The organism is Brevibacillus sp. SIMBA_040 (genome assembly GCF_046535075.1).
Lineage (GTDB): Bacteria > Bacillota > Bacilli > Brevibacillales > Brevibacillaceae > Brevibacillus.
Map to the genome: position 1 here is coordinate 131,341 of NZ_JAWRXI010000011.1, position 23,386 is coordinate 154,726.

The 23,386-nt window shown below is 42.4% G+C and carries 19 protein-coding genes and 2 pseudogenes; 4 read left to right on the forward strand and 17 right to left on the reverse strand.

The features are described 5' to 3' along the window. Positions 1-50: 50 nt before the first annotated feature. The 10 genes and pseudogenes from SB752_RS19855 to SB752_RS19900 all read right to left on the reverse strand — a co-directional run. Positions 51-1,229 carry a MalY/PatB family protein gene (locus SB752_RS19855; RefSeq protein ID WP_410717298.1) on the reverse strand — a complete coding sequence of 393 codons (1,179 nt, stop codon included), beginning with the start codon at positions 1,227-1,229 and terminating at the stop codon, positions 51-53. A 112-nt stretch (positions 1,230-1,341) separates the two neighbouring features. Next, entirely contained in the window at positions 1,342-2,757 is a 1,416-nt protein-coding gene (locus SB752_RS19860) for an MBL fold metallo-hydrolase (RefSeq protein ID WP_410717299.1), read from the reverse strand. 72 nt (positions 2,758-2,829) lie between these two features. Next, a complete protein-coding gene (locus SB752_RS19865) occupies positions 2,830-4,038 on the reverse strand; it encodes an NAD(P)/FAD-dependent oxidoreductase (RefSeq protein ID WP_410717362.1) in 1,209 nt (402 codons plus the stop codon). A 33-nt stretch (positions 4,039-4,071) separates the two neighbouring features. Then, positions 4,072-4,854, reverse strand: coding sequence for a sulfite exporter TauE/SafE family protein (locus SB752_RS19870; protein WP_410717300.1), 783 nt, complete (start codon positions 4,852-4,854; stop codon positions 4,072-4,074). A gap of 295 nt (positions 4,855-5,149) precedes the next feature. After that, positions 5,150-8,311, reverse strand: a pseudogene (locus SB752_RS19875) (hybrid sensor histidine kinase/response regulator). Between the two features lie 171 nt (positions 8,312-8,482). After that, positions 8,483-11,686, reverse strand: a complete 3,204-nt coding sequence (locus SB752_RS19880) for an AAA family ATPase (protein ID WP_410717301.1) — start codon at positions 11,684-11,686, stop codon at positions 8,483-8,485. Then, positions 11,683-12,312, reverse strand: a complete 630-nt coding sequence (locus tag SB752_RS19885) for a hypothetical protein (protein WP_410717363.1) — start codon at positions 12,310-12,312, stop codon at positions 11,683-11,685. The genes SB752_RS19880 and SB752_RS19885 overlap by 4 nt, the downstream gene beginning before the upstream one ends. A gap of 25 nt (positions 12,313-12,337) precedes the next feature. Beyond that, positions 12,338-13,744, reverse strand: coding sequence for a hypothetical protein (locus tag SB752_RS19890; protein WP_410717302.1), 1,407 nt, complete (start codon positions 13,742-13,744; stop codon positions 12,338-12,340). Then, positions 13,720-15,045: a DUF2399 domain-containing protein gene (locus SB752_RS19895; RefSeq protein ID WP_410717303.1), complete on the reverse strand. Its 1,326-nt coding sequence runs from the start codon at positions 15,043-15,045 to the stop codon at positions 13,720-13,722. Before SB752_RS19895 ends, SB752_RS19890 begins: the two co-directional genes overlap by 25 nt. Before the next feature lie 176 nt (positions 15,046-15,221). Then, positions 15,222-15,407: pseudogene (locus tag SB752_RS19900) on the reverse strand (ABC transporter permease); the annotation flags it as partial. A gap of 37 nt (positions 15,408-15,444) precedes the next feature. Here SB752_RS19900 and SB752_RS19905 point away from each other — a divergent pair. From SB752_RS19905 to SB752_RS19915, 3 genes are all read left to right on the forward strand, one after another. Then, positions 15,445-15,660, forward strand: a complete 216-nt coding sequence (locus SB752_RS19905; protein ID WP_410717364.1) for a hypothetical protein — start codon at positions 15,445-15,447, stop codon at positions 15,658-15,660. Then, entirely contained in the window at positions 15,593-15,853 is a 261-nt protein-coding gene (locus SB752_RS19910; protein WP_410717304.1) for a LysR substrate-binding domain-containing protein, read from the forward strand. Before SB752_RS19905 ends, SB752_RS19910 begins: the two co-directional genes overlap by 68 nt. A gap of 138 nt (positions 15,854-15,991) precedes the next feature. After that, a complete protein-coding gene (locus tag SB752_RS19915) occupies positions 15,992-16,153 on the forward strand; it encodes a hypothetical protein (protein WP_410717305.1) in 162 nt (53 codons plus the stop codon). Between the two features lie 380 nt (positions 16,154-16,533). On the opposite strand, the gene SB752_RS19920 is transcribed toward SB752_RS19915, so the two are convergent. From SB752_RS19920 to SB752_RS19950, 7 genes are all read right to left on the reverse strand, one after another. Next, the gene (locus tag SB752_RS19920) at positions 16,534-17,418 is read right to left on the reverse strand and encodes an alpha/beta hydrolase family protein (RefSeq protein WP_410717306.1); all 885 of its coding nucleotides are present in this window, start codon (positions 17,416-17,418) and stop codon (positions 16,534-16,536) included. A gap of 65 nt (positions 17,419-17,483) precedes the next feature. Next, complete coding sequence (gene amrB / locus SB752_RS19925) at positions 17,484-18,671, reverse strand: AmmeMemoRadiSam system protein B (RefSeq protein WP_410717307.1); 1,188 nt, start codon at positions 18,669-18,671, stop codon at positions 17,484-17,486. Further along, entirely contained in the window at positions 18,671-19,465 is a 795-nt protein-coding gene (locus SB752_RS19930; RefSeq protein ID WP_410717308.1) for a hypothetical protein, read from the reverse strand. The genes amrB and SB752_RS19930 overlap by 1 nt, the downstream gene beginning before the upstream one ends. A 27-nt stretch (positions 19,466-19,492) precedes the next feature. Then, positions 19,493-20,296: an MbnB/TglH/ChrH family RiPP precursor modification enzyme gene (locus tag SB752_RS19935; protein ID WP_410717309.1), complete on the reverse strand. Its 804-nt coding sequence runs from the start codon at positions 20,294-20,296 to the stop codon at positions 19,493-19,495. Between the two features lie 4 nt (positions 20,297-20,300). Then, entirely contained in the window at positions 20,301-21,050 is a 750-nt protein-coding gene (locus tag SB752_RS19940) for an ABC transporter permease (RefSeq protein ID WP_410717310.1), read from the reverse strand. Next, complete coding sequence (locus tag SB752_RS19945; protein ID WP_410717311.1) at positions 21,007-21,708, reverse strand: ATP-binding cassette domain-containing protein; 702 nt, start codon at positions 21,706-21,708, stop codon at positions 21,007-21,009. Before SB752_RS19945 ends, SB752_RS19940 begins: the two co-directional genes overlap by 44 nt. An 88-nt stretch (positions 21,709-21,796) precedes the next feature. Then, positions 21,797-21,928 (reverse strand): hypothetical protein, encoded by a 132-nt coding sequence (locus SB752_RS19950; RefSeq protein WP_410717312.1) that lies wholly within the window; start codon positions 21,926-21,928, stop codon positions 21,797-21,799. Positions 21,929-22,745: 817 nt separating this feature from the next. On the opposite strand from SB752_RS19950, the gene SB752_RS19955 reads away from it, so the two are divergent. Beyond that, entirely contained in the window at positions 22,746-23,357 is a 612-nt protein-coding gene (locus SB752_RS19955; RefSeq protein ID WP_410717313.1) for a TetR/AcrR family transcriptional regulator, read from the forward strand. Positions 23,358-23,386 lie beyond the last annotated feature (29 nt).

Sequence of the window (23,386 nt, forward strand, 5' to 3'; positions counted from 1 at the left end):
AAAGATTAAGAAGCACTTGATAGATCACGAGTGTTCCCCCTTTTCACGACTTATTTATATCTTTGACGGATAGCTCTAGCCATTCGATTAAGCCCCTCTTCCAAGACAGACCTTGGGCAAGCGATATTCACCCTCGTAAAGCCTTCGCCTCCTGGCCCGAATTTATAGCCCTCGTCAAACGCAACCTTGGCCTCTTGTCGAAAGAACTGTTCAAGCGACTTTGCATCCATCCCCAGTTCGCGGCAATCCAGCCAGACCAGATACGTCCCCTCCGGTTGAATCACTTTTATTTCCTTTATATGAGTTTGAATAAAGCCTGTCAGGAAGACGAGATTGTCACCCAGATACGACATGCATTGATCCAGCCATTCATCACCGTACCTGTAAGCGCTTTCTGTTGCTGCAATTCCAAATGTGTTTGATAGACTCAGGTGAAGCTGATCCAGCATTTTTGTAAACATCCTTCTTTTCTCTTGGTCCGTAATAATTATGTTGGACATTTGCAGCCCTGCCAGGTTAAATGTTTTGCTCGGTGCAGTACATGTGATGGACCCTAACGCAAATTCCTCAGAAATGCTGGCGAAAGGGGTATGACGGTATCCGCTGTGAATCAGATCGAAGTGAGCCTCGTCTGATACGACCAGTATGTTATGCTCGGCACATATCTTGCCCAATCGCTCAAGCTCTTCTCTTGTCCAAACCCTGCCGACCGGGTTATGCGGATTGCAAAGGATGATCATTTTTACAGCAGGATCGATTTTGCTGAGCAAATCATCGTAATCCATCTCATACCGACCATTTTTGAAAACAAGCGGATTGTGCACCAGCTCGCGGTTATTCTTCTGCACCACATCCGGAAAAGGATGATACACCGGCGGTTGGATTACTACTTTGTCTCCCGGCTCCGTAAAGGTTTGAACGATCATGCTTAAAGCAGTCAAAATACCTGGGCTGCAGCGTATCCATTCTTTTTTGATCTGCCATTGATGCCTGCGTTCTACCCAATCTACAAAGGACTGGAAATAGTCGGAAGACCTCGCTGTATAGCCAAAAATCCCATGCTCCGCCCTGCTGACCAGCTGCTCAATGACAGGCGTCGGGCAGCGAAAATCCATGTCTGCTATCCACATGGGCAAAATATCTTTATCACCAAACAGCCGCTCCGTTTTGTCCCACTTTAATGAATCCGTGTTCAACCGGGTATGGACTTGTCCAAAATCGTACTTCATGCTCTCTCCTCCTCCAAATCCTATCTACTTTTTTTGTATATGTCCCTCTTGCCCACTGATAGATTTCCCGCTGCCTCCAGGCTATGATGCTCCTCTGGAGGCAGCAGCTTCCTTACTTTGTGATCGGCAAGCCTTGCTTCACCCACTCATCATAACCACCAGTCAGGTTGTGCACATTCTTGAAGCCGTTTGCTTGCAGAAAGCTCACGCCAATCGCAGACCTTTTCCCTGATTTGCATTGAACCAGAATCGGCTTGTCATGTGGCAATTCGTCTAATCTCATCGGAAGTAATCCAAGCATGACGTGCTTAGCTTCGGGTATTTGCCCTTCGACAAGCTCTTTTTCATAGCGTACGTCAAGAACATACAGGTTCCCTGTCTGTACGTGATCAAGGACCTCCTCAGGCGCTACCTCTTCATAGCTCACCAGCTTCGAATCGTCAGCATGCTCGAAGACACTCAGATCCATTGCGCCAGCCACCTGATCCATTCCAATCGACTGCAGATCCTTCACAACAGCAGGAATGGACTCTTTTCCTGCCAACAGGTAGATAGGCCGAGCATAGTCCAGTAGCCATCCAGCCCATGTTGGGAATGATTGGTCATAGGGGATGTTGACAGTGCCCGAAACATGCTTTTTGGCGAACATTTTGGCTGGGCGTGTATCCACGACAACCCCTTGCCCCATCCATGCTTCAACTACGTCGATAGAAGCCTCTGCATAATCTGGAGCTGCTATCTCCTGTACGAGCTGCGGACCTTCTTTATTCAGCTGCTTCATCATCGCAAAATAGGTTGGCGGCTCAGGCTGGCCCACCAGCAATCTCTGGATAAACTCACTCTCATCATCATGCTGCAGTGCCCAATTCGTGCGTTTTTCATAGCCTACTGTCGATGACTGGACAGCCCCTATCGCCTTGCCACACGCACTTCCCGCGCCATGTCCAGGCCAGACCTGCAAATAGTCAGGAAGCTTTTTAAAGCGTTTTAATGAGTGAAACATATTGCGTGCCATCTCTTCGGATGAACCACTTACCTTTGCCGCTTTTTCCAAAAGGTCCGGGCGCCCTACATCACCAACAAATACAAAGTCTCCTGTAAAAATGCCGATCGGTCCATTTGCGGATGAGCCCCCATCCGTCAAGAGCAAAGCGATATGCTCAGGCGTGTGTCCCGGTGTATGCAGCACTTCAAATGCGAGATTGCCAATGTGGAAGGTGCTCCCGTCTTTTAAGAAATGATGCTTATATTCATGTGCGTATTGGTAGCGCCAGTCCGGTCCACCTTCATCCGACAAATACAAGATGGCCCCGAGCCTCGAAGCAATTTCCCTCGCGCCGGAGAGAAAATCCGCATGGATATGCGTTTCCGTCACACCAACGATTTTTACACCGTTAGCTTTCGCTGCTCGCACATACTGCTCGACATCGCGCGCCGGATCAATCACGATTGCCTCACCGGTAGCCTGGCATCCCACCAAATACGATGCCTGCGCCAATTTCTCGTCATAGAAATACTTGAGTAGCATAAGTCAGCCTCCCTTTTTCTTCGCTTAGCCCCGTGAACTCCGATCAGCAGCATTATTTTTGGGAGCGGAGCCTTACATCGTTCCTTTGAGCATGCCCTTCCAATACATCAAAGGAAGCATCTCCTTTTTCAACCAATACATGCTTCGTCTTTCACGGGATTGATCAAATGGAAACGTCTCTTTTGGATTCATTTCATAATCAAATTCAGCCAGAATCAGCTTTCCGTAACCCGTCACGAGCGGGCATGAGGTATAACCGTCATATTTGCTGCCAACCTGCTTTCCGCCTATCAAAGATAGCAGGTTTTGTACGACGACTGGCCCCTGCTTGCGTATCGCAGCACCCGTTTTGGAGGTTGGTAAATTCGTGCAATCTCCCACTCCAAACACGTTAGCAAATCGCTTATGCTGCAGCGTATATTTATCTACATCGAGCCAGCCATCGCTAGCCGCAAGCGGACTATGCTTGATAAAATCGGGAGCGCTCATCGGCGGTACTACATGAATCATGTCGTAGGGCATAACCACCCGCTCATTCGTATTCAAATTCTCAAAAACCGCCTGCTTTTTATCGCCTACAATTTCAATGAGGTTATGCTTAAAGTGTGTCTCAATTTGTTTACGTTCGATGACCTTCTGCAGGGCGTCGGCATACTTTTTCACCCCGAAAATGCTCGCCCCACCAGAAACAAAATGAATGGAGGACTGAGAGCGAACACCGGATTTGCGAAAATAATCATCAGCCAGGTACATGATTTTTTGAGGAGCTCCGCCGCATTTTACCGGGGTATTGGGATTGGTAAAAATCGCGGTTCCTCCTTTGAAATGGCGGATATTGTCCCAGGTGCTGTCAACATAATCGTAGGAGTAATTGCTGCATACCCCCTGCGTTCCAATACTCTCCTTTAGCCCTTTTACCTTATTCCAATCGATTTGAATCCCGGCTGCTACAACCAGATAGTCATAGTGAAGTTTCGTCCTAGATGCTGTGATGACGGCATTTTCATCCGGCAAAAAATCAGCGACAGCACCCTGCACCCAGATCGCACCGCTCGGAATTACTGCTGCTTCTTCCCGTTCTGTAATGTCCTTCTTGACTGCTCCTGCACCCGCAAGTGTCCATAAAGGCTGATAGTAGTGCTTTGTTGCGAAATCTACGATCGCAATCTTTCCAAACAAATCGCGTGATTTACGAAGGAGACGTGCTGCCACTGAGATGCCTGCGCTTCCTCCACCTACAATCACAATTTCGTAATGCGTCCTCTGATTCTGCTCTGGCATTTCCATTCACCTCATCCTCCATACATATAGCCTTCACAAGCTCAAGGCTTGCGCATTAATGAACAGCATGTAAATAGCAACTACCATTACTACGCCAGAGAATAAATATTGCAGGGTCCTTTGCTGTTTGCTTAATCGCTTGGCAACGAATACACCCGCTATCCCACCAATGATTCCACCCCCAACAAACTCCAGTGCGATCAACCAGTCGACCAGTCCAGACAAACTGTAATTCACTGCCGTTGTCAGCCCGAAGGTTCCAACAGACAACAGAGATGAACCGATTGCCGCAAGCATCGGCATCTTTGTAGCCAGGATGAGGCCAGGGACAATCAGAAAGCCTCCCCCAATACCAAAGAAGCCGGATAACACTCCCACCAAAAGAGCTATGACGACAACTCGCAAATAATGAACCTGATTGTTAGCGTCATCTTCCTTATCCTTCTTTTTCTTAGGAATCGCCATTCGGACAGCCATGACAATCATCAAGATCGCAAATAAGAATAGTAGTTGTTTTCCAGGTACCAGCTTGCCGACAAATGATCCGATAAACGCTCCAATCGCGCCAGGAATAGCAAAAGCTACAGCCATTTTCCAGCGGACGTGACCTGCTCTGGCGTGTGGAATGAAATTCGCGTAAGCATTTACTGCTACAGCGAAAGCCGATGTCCCAATGACGACATGCGGATCCTGCACTCCAACAACATAAAGCAAAAGAGGTGTTGCAAGAATGGACCCGCCACCACCAAGCAAACCTAGAACAAATCCGACAAGCCCACCCGAAACGATCGCGAGAATCACTTGAATCGCTGTCATACCTGCGCATAGTCCTCCCTTCTGAGCTGCTCGCGCTCTTATAAAGCAAGCATCATGCCAATTCGATTTTTCCCGTTACATAGCCATTTCTCCAACTTCACTCTATACAAAATTGTCACTGTTGAAAACGATAATTCATGGAATATTCAGTCATCACTTGGGTTTGTGCCGCTTTCAACCTTGATAAGCTTTTTTGCACACTTGGAAAAAGGCTGGAAACAAGCACACAAAAAAGCCGAGGAAGTCCGGAGCAGTGTCCTGATTTTCCTCGGCTTGTCTTATTACTGATAGGTTGTTAGCTCCACCACATGCGATCCGGTATCTCAAACGACACCGTCGTCCCTTCTTCAGGCTTACTCACAATGGACAAGCCCTTCCCGTACGTTTGCGTCAGCCTGCGATTAGTGTTAGATACCCCGATCCCTCCTTTATCCTTCATGGACAGGTCAAGGTTTTGCCTTACAATCACTTCAGCCATGCCATTTCCGTCATCTTTGACCTCAAACAGGGTGACGTCCTTTTGCCGTACGATACGGACGTGGACGGTTCCTCCCTCTTTTTTTGTCATGAGGCCATGCCTGATTGCATTTTCAACCAACGGCTGAATCGTGAGTGGAGGAATGAGAAGCTCGATGTTCGTCTCCACGTCCCACACGACCGTTAACCGGTCCCCAAATCGCTCCTTTTCGATGTAGAGATAGGCTTGGACAAGCTCCAGCTCATGGGAAAGCGGTACCTGCTCACCTGTATTCAAAAAGTCAAAGCTGATATGCAAAAAGGATGTAAACGCGTCTCCAAGCCTGCGCATCTTCTCTGTATCAATTTCACTTAAAGCCATAATGGAGCTGAGTGTGTTGAACAAAAAGTGCGGATGGATTTGTGCCTGTAAATAAGCTGCCTCCATGCGCAGTCGCTCATCTACTGTTTGCTTCAGCGTGGTTAGTGACCAGACACGGTATTTCAGCTCCAGTCCATCTACCGGCTTGCACACATAATCATTAGCCCCGGACAAATAACCGGTATAGATGTCTTCCGCTTGGCTGCGAGCCGTCAAAAGCAAAATTGGCAGCTCAGAGATGGAGAAATGCTCCCTCACCTTTCTCGTCAGCTCGTAGCCGGACATATGCGGCATCATGACATCTACAATAAGCAAATCCCATTGCTGGGTAAAAAGCAAATCCAACGCTTCCTTGGCTGACGTGCATGTCCTGATATTGTAGTGTGCTGACGAGAGTATGCGGTCCAGTACCTTTAGGTTGACCGGATCATCATCAATGGCCAGTATGTTTGCTTTCTTTTCCACAACTGAATAGGAATGCGCTGCTGCTTGCAAAACGGGCCATTCATTTAATGTATCCCCACTTACACTCTTGGGTATCGTTACCCCTAGCTCACGCTTATCACTCTGCTGGCCAGAGGATAATTCTGCTTCTGACAAAGCATCTGTTGTCGCCAGAGGAAGCCGGAAACTAAATACAGACCCCTTGCCCGGTTCAGACTGGACACTCAGCTTGCTGCCATGCAATTCTACCAGCTGCGTACTGATGGCTAGTCCAAGTCCGATTCCTCCACCATCGTTCATCCCTTGTACTCCCTGCTCATACGGCAAAAAGATACGCGCTTTGGTTTCCTCGTCCATCCCGATACCGGTATCCGACACATAGATAGCCACTTGTCCGTCCACCATCTCAGCGGAAACCGTTATCGACCCCTCCTCCGTGAATTTCAGGGCATTGTGTATCAGATTAAACAAAATCTGTACCAAACGCTTTTCGTCTGCCAGAATGCGCGGGATTGTTTCTGGAATGTCCAGCTGAAACTGGACTGGCTTGCCAATGGCCATATGCCTTAGCATGCTGATAATCCCCGAAGCAACAGATTGAATATGCAAGGACTTTTTATGCAGCACAATGTGCTTGTCCTGCAGGCGAACGACATCTAGCAGATCATCTAGCAAATGCGACATTCTGCGGCTGATCGTGATAAGCAGCTGCATGTCCTCCTTGCTCCGATTCGCCATGACATGCTTTTCATTGTTGACGATCGTCTGGGCGATGTTCATGATGCCGTGCAAGGGGGTTCGCAGTTCATGAGACGTGTGGGCGAGGAACTGATCCTTGAGCTTGTCTGATTTTTTCAGTTGTTTGGTGAGCTTTGCCTTTTCCTCTGAATTGCGGAAATAACGCTTGAACCAATACGCAGAAAAGCTGACAAGTGCTGCCAGAAGGTCAAGTGGATAATAGACGTACTTAATATTCACGTGCTGATAATCCATTAATACGCCCCAGACCACATTGGAAAAAATACTCGTCGCCGCAATAAGCAAAAATACAGCATCATTCTGGTTTTGGATCACCATTCTGCTAATCAAAAAAATAAACCAGAGCAATGGACCAAAATAGATCAGATTAAAATAGGGAGCAGCCGTTAAATAGTACACCCACTCGGATGTTGACAGGATAAGAATGAATGAATAAAGTCCGAGCAAGAAAAAATACGCTCGGAACAGCCTTCGGGATTGTTTCCCTTCCGGCTCGGAAAGATTTCTTACCATCAAAACTAAGAACAAGGGCTGCCATATGTACGCAAGCATCTCCACCTTGAGGGCCCATGAATAATTGATCGGCAACCAAAGCAGCAGTAAATTGTCATAACTGCTCACAGTCTTTATGCCCACGCAAGAGAGCAACAGGAAAAATACCAAAAACTCTCTTCGTCGGGTGTTAAATAAAAACAGAATAGCCGCATACAGGCCATGAAGCAGGAGAATCAGAAATGTAGCGAGCTGAAAACCGATAGATTACCACCTGGTATTATCGATGGCTGCCTGTGACCCGAAATAAATCGACCTGACGATTCCCCCATTTCGTGGACTATCAAAGTTAGCACTGCGGATGATCACTTCAATTTCGGTGGCGTCGCCCGCATTGTAGCCAGGAGTATACGATTGGTCTACCGGTTTATACTCTTCTGCTGAGGCCCCGAGAACCCCTGAGCCGCCTATCACCTCTCCGTTCACTTCTATAGAGGAAACTGCCTGTATTTTCGGAATCCAGAACATGTACGGCTGATTAATCGGATGGTCTAACAAGATTCGTAGCCGATACGTACCGTACCCATATGATGAGGTAGAGTCTTCCGAAAAACCGCTTCTCCAGTCACCAGGCACTTGAACAAAGCTGCTTGCAGGACGTGATGGCTTCTGTAAGTCTTCATGCCCAACAAAAGCTTCGGGGAAAAACTCCCATTTTCCATCCAATGCGATAGCCGGCGATTTTTCAAAGTCCCATCCTCGCAGGTCGAGAATGCCTTGACTTGCCCCCTGATGCTCAGGATTCATATTTGCCGTATACCAAAGCCAGCGCAAGCCAAGCAGAAAAGCGAGGAACAAAAGAATTATGATCGCTTGCTTAGCTATGGATGAAGTCACATATCGCGTGATTTGGTTTCGTAACATTCTCATAGTAAGCCTCATTTCGACACGCTTCTGATTATCCCTTGTTTATCTGCATATGCGACTGTTAAATTTGTTTGAAACAGAAAAAGACGTGTACGAAAAGCCATAAGAGGCTACGTACACGTCTTTGATCAAAATCCAGATGACTTACCCAACTAAATTGATTTCCGATTACCCTACTTTTACTATCCCAATTACTCTACTTTTCGGTACAACTGGATCGTGTTGAACGATAAATGCTTTCGAAAAACGATTCAAATACGTTTCTTCGTGCGATTTGGGCGTTAATATAATCAGTTTCCTTTTTAATTCTTGAACGTACAAATCAAACACTTTCGATTTTCGATTTTCGTCAAGAGCGCTATCAAATTCGTCAAGAACAATAAATCCCGGAGTCGTTTGTAAATTTTGCAGAAGTGCCAAGGCAAAAAGAAGAGAACTGAGCGATTCTTCACCACCTGAGACACCTTTCCCAACTTTACCGCCACGTGCTTTAATACTTACATCTTCCAGTGATCCACGATGGCCTTCTTTTCGCGCTTTAATATACAGCTTGAAGTGGATTCGCTTGCGCTGGTCTTCATACGATTCCCAACTAATGTCCCCTTCAAATTGAAAATGGCTCATATAAATCTTAAACCGCTGCTGCAATTCAAGGACCCGCATGTTGATTGTCGTCTCCATGTTATCTCTTAATTGGTCAGCGCGTTCTTTATCTTGTTCAAGCAAAATGTTTGTCCTTTTAAATTCATCGTCCAATCGTTCATATTCAAATTTGGCGGTCTCATAATTTTCCGGTGCAGCCGGATCAATTCCATCTTCCATCCTGGCCTGATTAAACTTCACCTGACCACTTTCACGATCACTTTTCAATTGCGGAATGGAAGTCGGTTTTTCCGGCGCGGCATTGGCAAAGACTTCGGAATAAAGCTCAGGAATCAAATGCTGCAACTCATTTAATTCTTGTATGGTCTGAACCAGCTCTTGTTTTGTGATATCGATTTGATTCAACTTACTTTCCTTTTGGTTCCTTTTCATGCGAAGATCATCTTCCATATGATCCAGCTCATCGGCCAACCTTCTTATCTCCCGTTCAGTCTGGTTGATCTTTCGATCGAGTTGATCCCGTTCTTTCTCCAACCGAGCAAATGTATTCTTTTGTTCTCTTATCAAGTCCTTCTGTATCAACACTTGCTTTTGCAGTTCGTTCAATTCCTCATATTTGTCTTTCATCTTACCGAGTTCTTCGTAAAAAGCGTCCTCATCACGCAATACTTTTTCCAGTGCAGCTTGCTCCAGCTGAAGACGAACGAAACGAGTCCTGTCTGATTCGAGCCGTCCCATGTCCAGCTTGATTCTTTCTTCGTTTTCGAGTTCTTCATTCAGCTTCTTTTTCCGTATGACTCGCTCATGTTCATTCGTCATGAATGCTTCCGCTTCCCGAACCTGATGAATAATGCTATTTAACTCTTGAACGGTCTTGGTGTCTCCCTGTATTTGCTTCTCATACAGGGAAATCTTCTGGGAGAACTCATCGATCTGCTCCAGCACTTCCTGCTTGCGAGCTCGCAGCGCCTTTACGCTCAAAATATACTTGTCCTTTTCTTGCGGACCTCGAATCCCGATCAGATCGATTAACACACCATTTTGGATGGAGAATATGTCTTCCTGGAAAAATTGCTCCACCCACCAAAGCGCTTTGATTGCATGGGGAATTTCGTCTTCACTCAGTCCTTCCTTCACCTTGATATGAAGATTTGGCAAATGAGTAATGGATCGATCCGGAACGATTTTCATCAGAGGCACATGATACAAATCATTTGGTGGATTCGTATGTGTTCCGTTGAAAAACATCGTGTATTTAATTGCTTGAAACAACTGCTCATCTCTTAACCGAGCAGTCTCGTCCATTTCAATGAGCTCACGGAGAGGATACGCTTTGATTTGTTGCGAACGAAACCATTTCATTGACTCGATTTGACGAGCTGACAAGTCCCGTTCCTCTTCAAGTAGCACAAGTTCTTCTCTTAACCCTTGCAAATTCCTTATATCGTTCCTTCTTCTGTCTTTATATTCTTCAATTCTTTCTTCCAAAGTCACAATCTTTTCTTGCACAGCGTGACTGCTTTTATATTGTCGAAGTCTTTCGAGATGAACCGCTTCCAACTCGTCATCACGCGCTATTTTCTCTTTGATTCCAGCTATTTGCCCCACTTTTTCCTGCCAGGCCTTATTTTGCTCCGCCAGTAAAGATTGCGTGTGATAATACTGCTCGTCTGTTTGCTGTTGTTCTTCCGACAGCGCATGCAGCCTACCTTTAACCTCGTCTTCCGTTCTAGTTATTTGAGCTTTTCGTGATGTAATCGATTCTAATTCTTTCTCAAGTTGTTCGATCTTTGTGTTGATTTCCTGAAGTTGCACAGTCGTTTCATCCATATTGTTCCCCGTGGATTCAATCAGTGCATTCAGTATTTCAAACTCACTCTTTTCTGTTTCCAGGCCTTCCGTTGCTTTTTCCTTTTGCTCTTTTTTTAATGCTTTCGTGTCATGTACTTCGTCAAGTTCCTCTTCCAACTGCTGAATAATAGCCTGGATGCTCTCTTTCTCCTTGTGTAAATACTTCTCTAACCTGAGCAAAGATTCAATATATACCTCTGCCCCTTCTCGGAGTCTTTTTTGATTATCCAGAAAACGGTCGAGCGCCGTCTTTTTTATAGATAACTCGGCTTTCATTAATTTTACATTCACTGCCGAAGACCGGAGTGTTTCTTCGGTCTCTTTCATTTTTTCCATGCTTTCTTCCCAATCTCGCTGGACTTTGTCTATCCCGTGTATTTCACTAAAAATGCGGAAGCGCTCCTCTGGATGCATAACCGCAAATTGATTGACTTCTTGCTGGTACCAAATGAGATAGAAAAGATCGGGGTCTATTTTGTATTTATACTGTAAATCTTTCTTGTAAACAGAAAAATTGTAATAGCGATCACCTGATGTGTACGTAATTGTCTCTTCCCATGAATCAATTTGTTCCCCCTTTGAAATCGAAAATACTTTTTTCAGAGGTTGTCCGGGGTCTTGAGACATACTTAGCGTAAATTCAATAAAAGTAGGTGCATCAATTTTCATGATTCCATCATTCTTAAATAAAAATGAGATTCTTGCTCTCCATGTTTGATCCGTCAGTAAGTTACGGGATTTGAGTCCCTCAATGTCTACCTTTGAGGAATACAACACAGCCCCCATGCAAAACGTAATGGTCGATTTTCCCGCTCCATTTGGACCAGTAATCAGCACATGTTGATCAGCACCAGATAAATCCACTAAAGTTGGAGAATAGTCGCGAATTCCTGAAAAGGTTAGTCTCCACGGAATCATTCGTTTTCTCCTTTCTGATAAAGGTTATAGCGTCTGAAAAATTTCAAGACCTCTTCTTTGTTCAGTTGATGAGATTGACTGAATTCAACTGTTCGGCGTAAAAAAGAATCGGAGAACATGTGAACACCAATAGCCGTAAGTTGATAAGCTTTTTCTTGTGAGCTTGTCTCATATTCTTCAATCGCACCGATTTTTTTCAGCGGATCAATGTTCAATAAAATGCGCTGGTTTGCTTTTGTTGTTTCGTGTCCAAAAGCGTTCAGCAGTTGATCAAAAAGAGTAAACTCATGCTGTAGCACTTCCTGCTGATAAAACATATATAAGAGGATCGCCAGGCTTTCCTTTGTCAATGTATTACGGGCTGTACGGGCCGGCACCCTCATCAATGCAACTACTTGATCACGCCGTTCATCATAGATCACTCGGAAATAGCGGCTTACAGCTTGATTGACACGTCTAATAAAGGATGTTAACTTTTCGTCGTCCCCCTGGATTTGAAGCTGCTTCTCCACTTCTTTTCTTGAAAGACCAAAGTTCCCTGATCGTATGGAAGCAGAGGAAGAAAAAAGGATGCTCATAAATGTGATCTCTTCATTCTCCGTCAAGATTCCCTTTACTGATTGCATCACATTTAATGGATTGGCATTGTTCTCATCGCTTATTTCGTTTTCGGATGATATTGGCTCGATCCTCACGATTCATCCACTCCCATTTTCGTTCATATTCAGGTAATTCTATTTGTCCAGATTTGTGTATCGTTATTTTTTTATTCCCCACCAACGCGGAAATCGCTGTAAGTGCATTAACTGCGTCACTCCACTCTTCAGTTGTTGCTTCAATGACGACTTGTTCAATCGATGCTTCTTCGTGTTTGTCTAAAAATGATTCAATCTCTTGCGTTTCTATCATCGATTTCGTCAATAGCCAGTTTGAATGCCCCATTAATTCTTCCATTTGATCCATAGAAATCTCTTCTGATGCAAAAACAAGTTCTTCGTCCATTTCGTCCATGGGTTCAGCTAATGGTTCGTATGTTTCCAAATAGTTTATGGCCTCTTCTATAGCCACAGCAGAAAGCGGAGAAGCAAATTTAAATGGGATCCATAGCCCGTCCACTGCCTCACCCTCGTATTGGTCCTGTTCCATAAAGCTTAATAATTGATACGCGTTTGGAATATCTGAATCAAGAGGCGGATCAAACATCTGACTGATGAACTCTCTTACTTTTTCCGGTTGAATGGTTGAGGTTAAAGGTGTTTTTTGCATGTGAGTAAACTTCAAATACTTATTGATCATCCCTAGACTTAAATTGGTTCCCTCTGCCAGAACTGCCGTTCCTTTTTGCATTAAATTAGAAAGAATTAAACTATCCTCCAATGTTTGGAATTGACGGAGCCGTTCTTGCAATTTCACTTCAAGCTCTCCCATTAAATGATGAATGAGCTCGAGCTGCGGCAGAGCGTTACGATCTGCCAGCATTTCCAATTCGCGTTCTTTCATTAATTGAATCGCATTCTCAACATTGCGGATCATACTGGCTATTTTATTCCCACCGGAGATCCCGTGGTCGTCGTATGCTTCGCTTAACTCGGCATCACGCCTTGCTTGAAAAAGGGAGCGTCCTATATCATCATGCATATAATAGGCTAAAGAATCGTTCGCTAGCCGTATCAATGCGTCCATCATTCGCTTTCCAACATCTCGGAGCTTTAACTGACGTGATTGCTTTGAAAGCCAGTTGTATTTGACGAGAATATTGATGGTTTGTTCAACAGTTTTTTTCGAAGGAGGTTCCGGATCTTTGTAACGATTTCGATAACGATAATAAACCGTTTCGGCATTTTCAATCGCCTCATCAAGGCCAAGCGCTTCTTCATTAAACAGTTGAATTAGACGTAAAAAACGCAGGATTTGGGTAGGCGCTTCAAAAGCATATTGTGAGCCCAAATCACTCAATACACCGGATAAAGAGGCGATATCTTTCATCGACTGCATAATCTCGGGAGCAGATTCATCAACTTGAAAAATGGATATTAATGGGCGATCAACTTTTTCCATTCGTTCACCCCTCCTAACACTTGCTCCTGTTCCACCTTGCGATGCTTCAAGAGTGCCACCATGTATTCCTCATATTGTTGCCACTTTGTGATGGCTTCCAGATGGTGGGTAATCCATTTAATAAGAGGACTTTTATATTGAGAGACAGCAGCCAAATACAATTCCCTCGCAATTTGCAGACCGTCTGGATCATAATCACTCCAAATGATAACTTGATCTAAAGTACTATTATTTAGGAATTGCTGGATGCACAGTCGATGTGATGTTCTCAGATGCCCATCGACACATAAAATAAGAGAATTTGTCTCCTTCAAAAACCCTTTTTCAGCAGCTATTCTTGTCAATATCGCTCGATTTTCAACCAACCACAGCGTCGTTGCAGTCGTGGAGTACTCGTCTTCCGCAATCGCTAAATCTGTCAAAGCATGAACAGGTCCAAATTGATAGGTTGAAAACCGCCCCGCAATCTGTCCTGAAAAATAGAGCGGTGTAATTTTTCCTAAACTAGTGAGACCAAGAGCGTCCACTGGGCATTGAGCCCAGTCTTCTAACTGTGCAATAAATTCCTCTTTGTACAGATCGAATTCCTTGGATCCTCCAATCTCTTGATAATAACGTGCTCCGATTTCTTTCCAGTCAAAATTCGTTTTATTACCAGCTAATTGTACAAAAGCTACAACAAAATGGAGAAATTTCAGTCGTTTTTCTATAGACCAATTTAATGGAAAAAGGGGTGAGTTGACTATCTCCTCATACCCTTGGATAAATCCCTCATTTATCATGCTTATTAAAGTTTGCACACCTTTTTTATTATTGTTTGAAAAGTGCTGATCAAGTTTATATTCAAGCGAAGCTGCACTCTCATTCCAATTCTGAATCTCCTGATCAATGACGTGCTTCTTTTTCTGGATCTGATCTTCCTCATATTTGTGCAACCGGTATCCTTGTCGATAATGCATGGAGTCGACTGTCTTTTCGTCTTTTTTAAATCGTATTTCTTTGATGACCCAGCCTTTCTCCAGCCAACCCATTGTAATTGGATTGTGGTCATCTAGGTACACTTTCTTTTTAGGAGTGAAGTTTATTTTTATTAATTCATTATCGGGGCTTTCTTCTGTACTATTAAGATCATACGTTGCTAATGTGAGCATCCCTATAACCCGATACGTTCTTTCTGTTTTCTTAATAATATTTACATCTATAAATGGAGAATCGAGAGTTGAACTCATTTTTAGATCAAGATACTCTAATTTCTTTAACATATTTTTATTAATATAGGCTATAAGTAAGGGATCGATCATATCCAATGTCTTCCTCTTTTTCATCTTTTTATATCTATTATACTAGCAGAAAGATTAACCGGTCATAGTAAGTAATTATTAGAAATTCCAAGCACGAATAACACAAATGGATGAAATCCTTGGGTAAGCAAGGACTTCATCCATTTTTCAACAACCAACAAACACCTGCTCACCAACACAAACTGCCTGCTATCATTATTTCGCCCAAACCGATAGATCGCAATCAGCGCAAATACGACAGCAAATCCAACCAATATCGTCATGTTCATGGTTAAACTGCTGAGTGTTTGCCCTTGCTGGAGCTTGTTGATCATATCAAGCAGCCAGTGCTGCGGCAGGAAGTTCGATATTTTTCTGACCGTGTCCGCCCATCCCTCGGTCAGTTACGCCATCAAGCAAATGGTAGAAGCATTGGGGGTCAAATTGTTTCATCGGCTTTCCAAAGGGGTCAAGCTAACGACGGAGGGCGAGGCGCTGTATCACTACATACAGCAGTCATTCTCACTGCTTCACGCTGGAAAGAAAACGCCAGAATCTAAAATCTCTGATGGTGGGCGAGCTGCGGATCAGTGCAAGCGACTCATTGATCAAAAGCTTGCTGCTCCCCTCCCTTGATTCGTTCCATTTTCAGTATCCCGACATTCGGATTCGCCTCTCGCATGGGAAAACTGCCGATACTGTCCATCGGCTGACGGAAGGGCAGATCGATTTTGGCATCGTGAACCTGCCAGTCGATGATCCTGCCATCTATGTCCAGACATTATCCTTAGGTTCAGGATGTCTTTATTGTGGGAGAAGCTTTCCGTAAGTTTGTGCATCTCCCGCTTTCGCCCCGGGAGATCGAAGCACTTCGCCTGCTGCCTGCTGTCGCCTGGAAGCAGTTCGCGCAGTTTTGTTGCGCAATGGTTCTTAAGGCGTCCGCATCGAGGCAGTTATCGAGCTGCTCATGGAATTCGCCCGATTCGGTTTAGGTACGGCATGTATCAATTGTTCGTTTGTAACAAAAGAGCTGGAAGACTGCTTGCTGTTTGAGCTCCATCCCCAATCGACCATTCCATTGCGCGAGATCGGCATCGAGACCCGCCGCGATATTAATATCCAGGAATAAATAAAATGGATGAAGTTTGGAACTACGGAAGTATGTTATCGTATAAAGATAGAAATACATTTTCTGGGAGGGTACATTGAAAAATATATTCGCTTATTCCATAGGTGGATTACTAGTTGCTGTAATCCTCTCGTTTTACTTTGGCTTCATTGCTCTTGGATGCTTTTTACTTTTTGTAGCTCTTACTCTTATGAACGCAATTAGCAAAATATCCAAATCCGACCATCAGATTCATACGCATCGTGTCCAGTCACAAGATGATTTTGACCGTTTTTCGAGATAGTGTTTCTTACTCAAGAGAAATACCTAAGACACAGACAAAAAAGCAGAACCTCGTAATATCTTAGAACGGGATTCTGCTTTTTTGTCTGTGTTTCTAATCATTTTTTAACATCTTGTACTTCAAGATGAGTATCAAACCAGGAGAATATTTCCAGATGCGCTTCCTCATAGTAGTTCCCAAGAGAATGACTCCCAAAAGGGTACACGATTAGTTTATGCGGCATACCGAATTCGTTTAATCTTTCATCCAATTTCTTTGAATGTTCGACATTGACATCAAGGTCGTTGTCTCCATGAAGTATTAATAATGGTACATGTAGCTTTTCTGGCCAATAAACAGCAGATCTTTCTTCATATTCAATCTTCTTTGTTTCAGGATCGCCAATTAATTCGTCGAGAAGGCTCTTTATCTCTTTACGCTCTGAAGAAAACTTCATTAGATCAGACGGTGCACCTATTACCGCCGCTGCTTTTACATCTATGCCTTCTTTAATCGCTAGGTAACTCATCATTCCCCCTCTTGAATAACCTAACAACACTTTTCTACTGGGATCTGCATACGAAAGATGATTCGCCAATTTTGAAAGGTTTAATATGTCGCTTACATCTTTTCCTCCATATTCATCCTGCCCCTCTCCTCCGTCAGCTCCACGGTACTGCGAGGCAACAACTATGTACTGATGACTTGCTAAGTAAGCGAGATACTTTATTGAATTCTCATCAAGCTTTCTGTATTCTTGATTTCCCCCCCGGTTGAAAATTAAAACGGGAAGTTTTTCTGTTTGCATTCTTGTTGGTTTTAATATAAATCCGACAACATTTGTATCGTCGCTATTATATCTTATTTTATTCACTTCAATTTCTACGCCGTCTTTTCCTTTTATGGTACTTTGCTCGATTGTTTCAAAATCCGAGTTAGTTGTACAGGAAGTCAGTAGAAATAACACTACTAGTAATGGGAGTAGGAGATTTACCTTTTTCAAATCTGATCACCTCCACTCATTTGGTTTCCTCTGTTACTTGACTCATTTACTGGTGGACTATCCAGTTAGACCAATAAGAAAGTCGCTACGCTAGTCCCTATATTTCCAGCTTCCAGTGTTTTCGTTTGATAGTAATCAATCATGTATCCCCTGTTTAATTTAGCGATATTCCAACCGGCATAGAGTGAGTCAAAAATGCAATAATTCACTTTGCCTGAATACGCATAAAATCCATCCATATCTCCCTGACTGATATGATTTAATATGCGCATATCTATATTCTTAATTTCCTCTGAGAGATTATTCCTTACTCTCGAAGATAATTTCTTATAAGGGTCTCCCAAGTAGTGACTAAGGTCACCTGAAACGATCAATGCCATATCATCCTCTATTACTTCTTTTATATCATTTGCTAATTGCCTCATCGTTTCTGGATTTTTTTGCTTTTGGTCTAAAAAATGTCGGTTAGAAACGGCTATCGGCAAGATTTCTAATTCGCTGCCGACTAAAAATTGCAAATAAGGAAAACACACTTGTAAACTGTGCTCATGTTTGTGTAGCAGGTGATTTACTTCAAATAAATCGCTGTTCTTACTCATTAATTTGTTTACTTTATCCTTCATAACTCTTACATTACCAAGAGGTGTCTGAAAGTCTCGTTCCGTGAGGTAGGCTCTTGACTGATGGAATAAATGATTAGGACCAAGTATCAGGAATTTTTTGAATCCACAGCTTACTAACTTATGTAACGCTCGGACGATCAATGAACCTGATGTGACGGCATTAAGATGCGGAATAATAACACCTTTTATTTTTCCAGTAAACTCGATTCCTGAAATATTATGAACTTGTTCCTCAATAAGATTGAGTAATCTCTCTTTTTCAGAGGGAAATAATACGTTCTCGCCATCGATAAAAATTGGATTACCAATAGCAGATACTATGTTTGCATGATGTTCGAAATATCTGTCATTTTGTAAAAGGAAAAAACGATCAACCTTTTCGATGACGCTATTTATTTCCCTGGTAGTCAACAATTCGTTGTATTTGTGACGCATAAGCTGAGAAATTTCGTTTATGCTAGTTTTTCCGTCAAAAAGCTGTAATAACTCGATTGTTTCTTTGTTTACGGCGTACCCAGGATGCTTAATTCCCATTAGCAAAGGATCTTTAATTATTGGCCTTATTTTGTCCTCTCGCAAAATGAAATCCTGGAGTCTTATGTTTTCTCTTAATTTTGGTTTTGTGTTCACTACGTTTCTTTCCTTTCAACGAAAATACCCTTGTTGAGTAGACTTATTACTATTTGATTTAGTTTCTCAGAATAGCTAGGGATGCCAATCTTTGTTACATATTGCTTGATGTGTTCATGAATTGATAAAGCGTCATTAATACTAGTAATAAAATCAAAAGTGAAAGGATCAATCCTGTAAAATTTGATTGAATCACGACTTGTTCTGTTGATGATCGAAATGGTTCTCTCAGGTCTTATCTCCGTAAAATGGGGGTTCTTAGCATATTGAAGAAGCTGATTTAAAGGATAAGCTGTGTCTAACAAATAGACGCCTTCAGCTAGAACAATATGCTTATTATCTATATCCCAATGAGTATTTCCATTCATTTGCAATATGTAATCTTTCATGGATGTATAGTACAATGCAATCTCATATTTCAATACATCAACCATAATTGGGTTACTTTTTTTAGCTTCAAGAAGAGTTAACAAATTAACCAAATCACTATATATACTTGAGACGTTATAGGGAATCGACGGAAAGACAGAATGTAACTCCCTTAGTAAATCCATAAATGCATCTTCACTGTATATTTTTCGAAAATATGGAACTTGTGAACGAATTTTTTTAGCTCTGCCATAGAATATTTGTGCAGAAAAATCATTAATTTGAAACATATTAATTTCTTTGAGTTCGGCCCATTTGCTAGGATCAATCTTATATTTTTCAAGCACTTTGTCCGGGCTATTTTGGAACTCTTCTCTCAGACTCGGATCGGTACACAGCTTAGCAATTAACAATTGTGCACTCATTTAGCAAACCTCTTCTTTCTGTTGTTATTAGCTGACTAGTAACTTTCTTGCTCTACCTAGCTCTTCAATTACCTCGCTAAAATTTTCGGGAAACTTGGAATCCAGTTCTAACAATATTCCTTTCACCTCGCAGCGTTTTAGTGTGTATTGTAATAAGTCCCAAATTTCTTCGTTTATTCTTTCTGAATGAGTATCAATCCAGATGCCGTTATGATTAACCCCTCCTGCCAAATGTATTTCCACAACTCTCTCTAATGGTATAGAGTCAAGAAAGTTATACGGGTCAAACTTAAAATTCTTGGAATTAATAAATACATTTGCTAAATCAAGTAATAATCCGCAATCTGATTCAACTAAAACCCTCTTTAAAAATTCGCCTTCACTAATTTTATTTGTTGGAAATTCAAATCCATTCGTAATGTTCTCTATTAAAAATGGAATATTAATATTGGTTTTCACTTTTTTTATATTTTCAATAACAAGCGATAAATTTTCCTCGGTTCTCTCAATAGGAGTTAGATGTCCGAGGTCTACCCCATCAATGTTGGTGTAACATAGATGGTCGCTAATCCACGGCGAGTTGAGCTTCAAAGCCATCGAATGAATTGAGTTTAAATATTCCATATCAACACCAGTTTCAGATCCAACCGAGAGGCTCAACGAGTGTGGCGCCAACGGAAAATGTTGGGATAACTCCTCCAGTTCATAAAACAAATTATTATTTTCTATATAATGATCAGGATAAAATTCAAGCCAATCTATATGGCTTTTATATTCAAGTATTTGTTCTTTTATTTCTCTTCGATATCCAATGCCTACACCAATTCTCATTTTATTACCCCCTAAGAATATATAATTTGCTTGTATTCATTGCAGTAGAAACAAAAAGAATAACTAACACAATGAAAAGTGCAAACATGTTCAAAATGATAGGTACATGGTAGATAGAGATGCAGATTCCTCTTAATAAATCAACCAAATAATACAGTGGATTCAGCAAAGCAAAAGTCTTTAACCAGAGAGGAAGTCCAGAGATGTTGAAAATAGTGCCACTTAAAAAAAAGAGAGGAAGTAGTAAAAAGTTTATAAGTGAATGGTAGTATTGGTGATCCTTACTGTGTAGAAGTAGCTGTAATAAGGTAAGACTAAGCGTAACTGAAATCAAGAATATGATGGGTAACGCTAAGAACACATGAAAGGGTGTCTCTCCAATTAACAGCATCGCTAATAAAATTAAGAGTACCGCCCCTAAACTAGAAATGATTCCGTAGAGCATTACTTTGAGAGTAATTAACTTCATTAGAGAAAAGTTACTTAGGTAATATAATCGAAACAATCCCTGCCTTTTCTCAATAGAGACTTGATTTATAAGAATTAATGAGGTGCTCAACGCATTATATACCATAATCCCTGGTAGCATAAACAATATATGGTTGATATTCCCGGTTGAATTATTACTCTGAATCCCTATTCCCAAAAAAAATAACCAAAATAGATTCTTTACAAAGGATGAAAAAAGCATTTTGTAAATCGACCTAATTTTAACCAGTTCTAGTTTTGTCATTTTCACAAGAAGATGGGCCATTCTCTCGATCCCCCCTCCTTGCTATACATCCGGTTTTCAAATCTAATATTTTTTCACAGTACGCTTGATCGTCAAGATTGTTGGTAGTAAATAACACGGTGAGTCTTTTACTGTCTACCAAATCTTTAATATGTCTCCAAAAAGTGTTTCTGCTATTATTATCCAAGTTTACTGTTGGTTCATCCATAACGAGCAGTTCAGGTTCATGAAGCAAAGCTCTCCCCAGATCCACTTTTCGTCTCAGTCCCGGAGATAACCTAAATGCCTCCTCATGTAAGTAAGAACTTAGATTAAATAAATGAGCAACGGCGTCAATTCTCTCAGAATCGATTGAAGATTTATGTAAGAGCGAAAAATACTCCAGGTTACGAAGAACTGATAATTTGAAATCTAAAGTGGGTTGTTGAAAAACTACCCCAACATTAAGTGATTTACCAATTTGTTCTGATACATTTTCCCCCCAAATTTTGATTCGCCCATTTTTTCCTGAGTGCAACCCTAATATTGTCCTTAGCAAGGTAGATTTTCCTGAGCCGTTCCCACCTACGACCCCGAAAATTTCGTTTTTTTCTAACCTAAAACTTACTTCCTCGTTTACTTGCAATTTATTACGAATTCTTACATGCTCGACCTCTAAGATAAAGATACCTTCTTCCAAAATAATTATTTACTTTGAACAGCTACTCCGATGGTATCCGAATGTAGCTGTTCAAAGCATAAAAGTTTATGCGATAGTGTTTTTTTTACTACCAATCATGGTAAAAGCATCCACCGCAAGTAGAGCCTCCACCCTCTGGTGAATCAACATCTGCTTCTACCAAATCAGGGTCGAAACTTAGTTCTTCAATTTCAAATACATTTTGCGTTTTTTGATCCATGTTAGCACCTCCTAATATCGTGAATTTTTGCGAAATTAGATTCGGATAATAATCGTGTAAAACAAAAAAATCCAAATCATGTTGTATATTTTACCAAAAAATATAAACCTTTCAATATTTATAGAAAATATGTAATCATTTTATATTATAGTAATAAACTCAATTTTTTCTGATCTTTGGTGATAAACATCTCAATGAATAGTCGAATGATTTTTTGTGCCGAGCACAGTCTGCAAAAATCTGTTCAACGTTTCTCTCTTCTGATAGCAATATTCACCATTATTGGGGCGTTGCCTGGGATCGCCACATATTCTTCGTACATCGATTCGATCGAGGCTGGTCTCACTCTCGCATTCGCCACCTCGAACAGCGTGCCGGGAGCTGCCTACTCTTGTAGCAATCTCCTTCTGTGCTTGATTTCCTCATCCGACTTTGTCGCTCATCCGATATTGACAATCTTTACCTGCGTTTCTTTCATCTGGCTAACCCTGCCCATGATTACGAGTGGGTGACCAACAGCTCACTTACCGACTTGACTTTTCCACTGGCGAGCTTCGGCAGCAAAGTGAACGCTTTTCTCGAGTGAACCAGTCCAGTCATTGCCAGCGCCTCCTTCATTTTTAAGGTAATCTTCGCCGGATAGAAAAGGGAATGAAAATCCTCTGATTGCCATCAATAAAGCCACAAAATTCTCGGCTTCAACGATTATGCGTTCCGCGAGCATTTGAAGGATTTGGGAATCGTTTATAGACTGACGGTCAGTCATATGGTAATGTTTAACTAATCGCTAATTGTTTGTCAGTTGAAGGAGGTCCTCATGAAACGAATTGTCAAAGACCCGCATACAAGACGTGCGGAGATACTCGCAGCTGCCGGAGAGCTTTTTCGCAATCAAGGATACCTCAATACCTCAGTAGAGTCGATTATCCAAAAGGTCGGCGTCGCCAAAGGAACCTTTTATTACTACTTCAAATCAAAGGAAGAGATACTGGACGCTTTTGTCCACTCGATTGTGGATCAGCTCAGCGAAGAATATCAAAAGATTGCCGATGACCCTGCGCTTGGGGTAATGGACAAAGTACGAAACATGCTGCGCGGACAAAGCCGTATTGCAGAACAGGAAAGTGAATGGATGGACAGCTTGCACCGCCCTGAAAACAGAGAACTGCATGAGCGTGTAAACATCGCCATCGTCATAAAAATTGCTCCTGTACTCGCACAGGTCATTGAGCAGGGGAATAGAGAGTCCATGTTTCAGGTGGAAAATGCGTTGGAGACAGTCCGGTTTCTTCTGGCAGGTTCCCAATTTCTTTTGGAATCAGGTCTCTTCCACTGGGATCGGGATGAACAGCAAAAACAGATGCAAACGATGCAGATCATCATTGAAAGATCGCTTGGAGCGAAGCCTGGATCATTTTCGTTTCTGTAACCTTCCGGGCCATTGCCATTTTCATTACA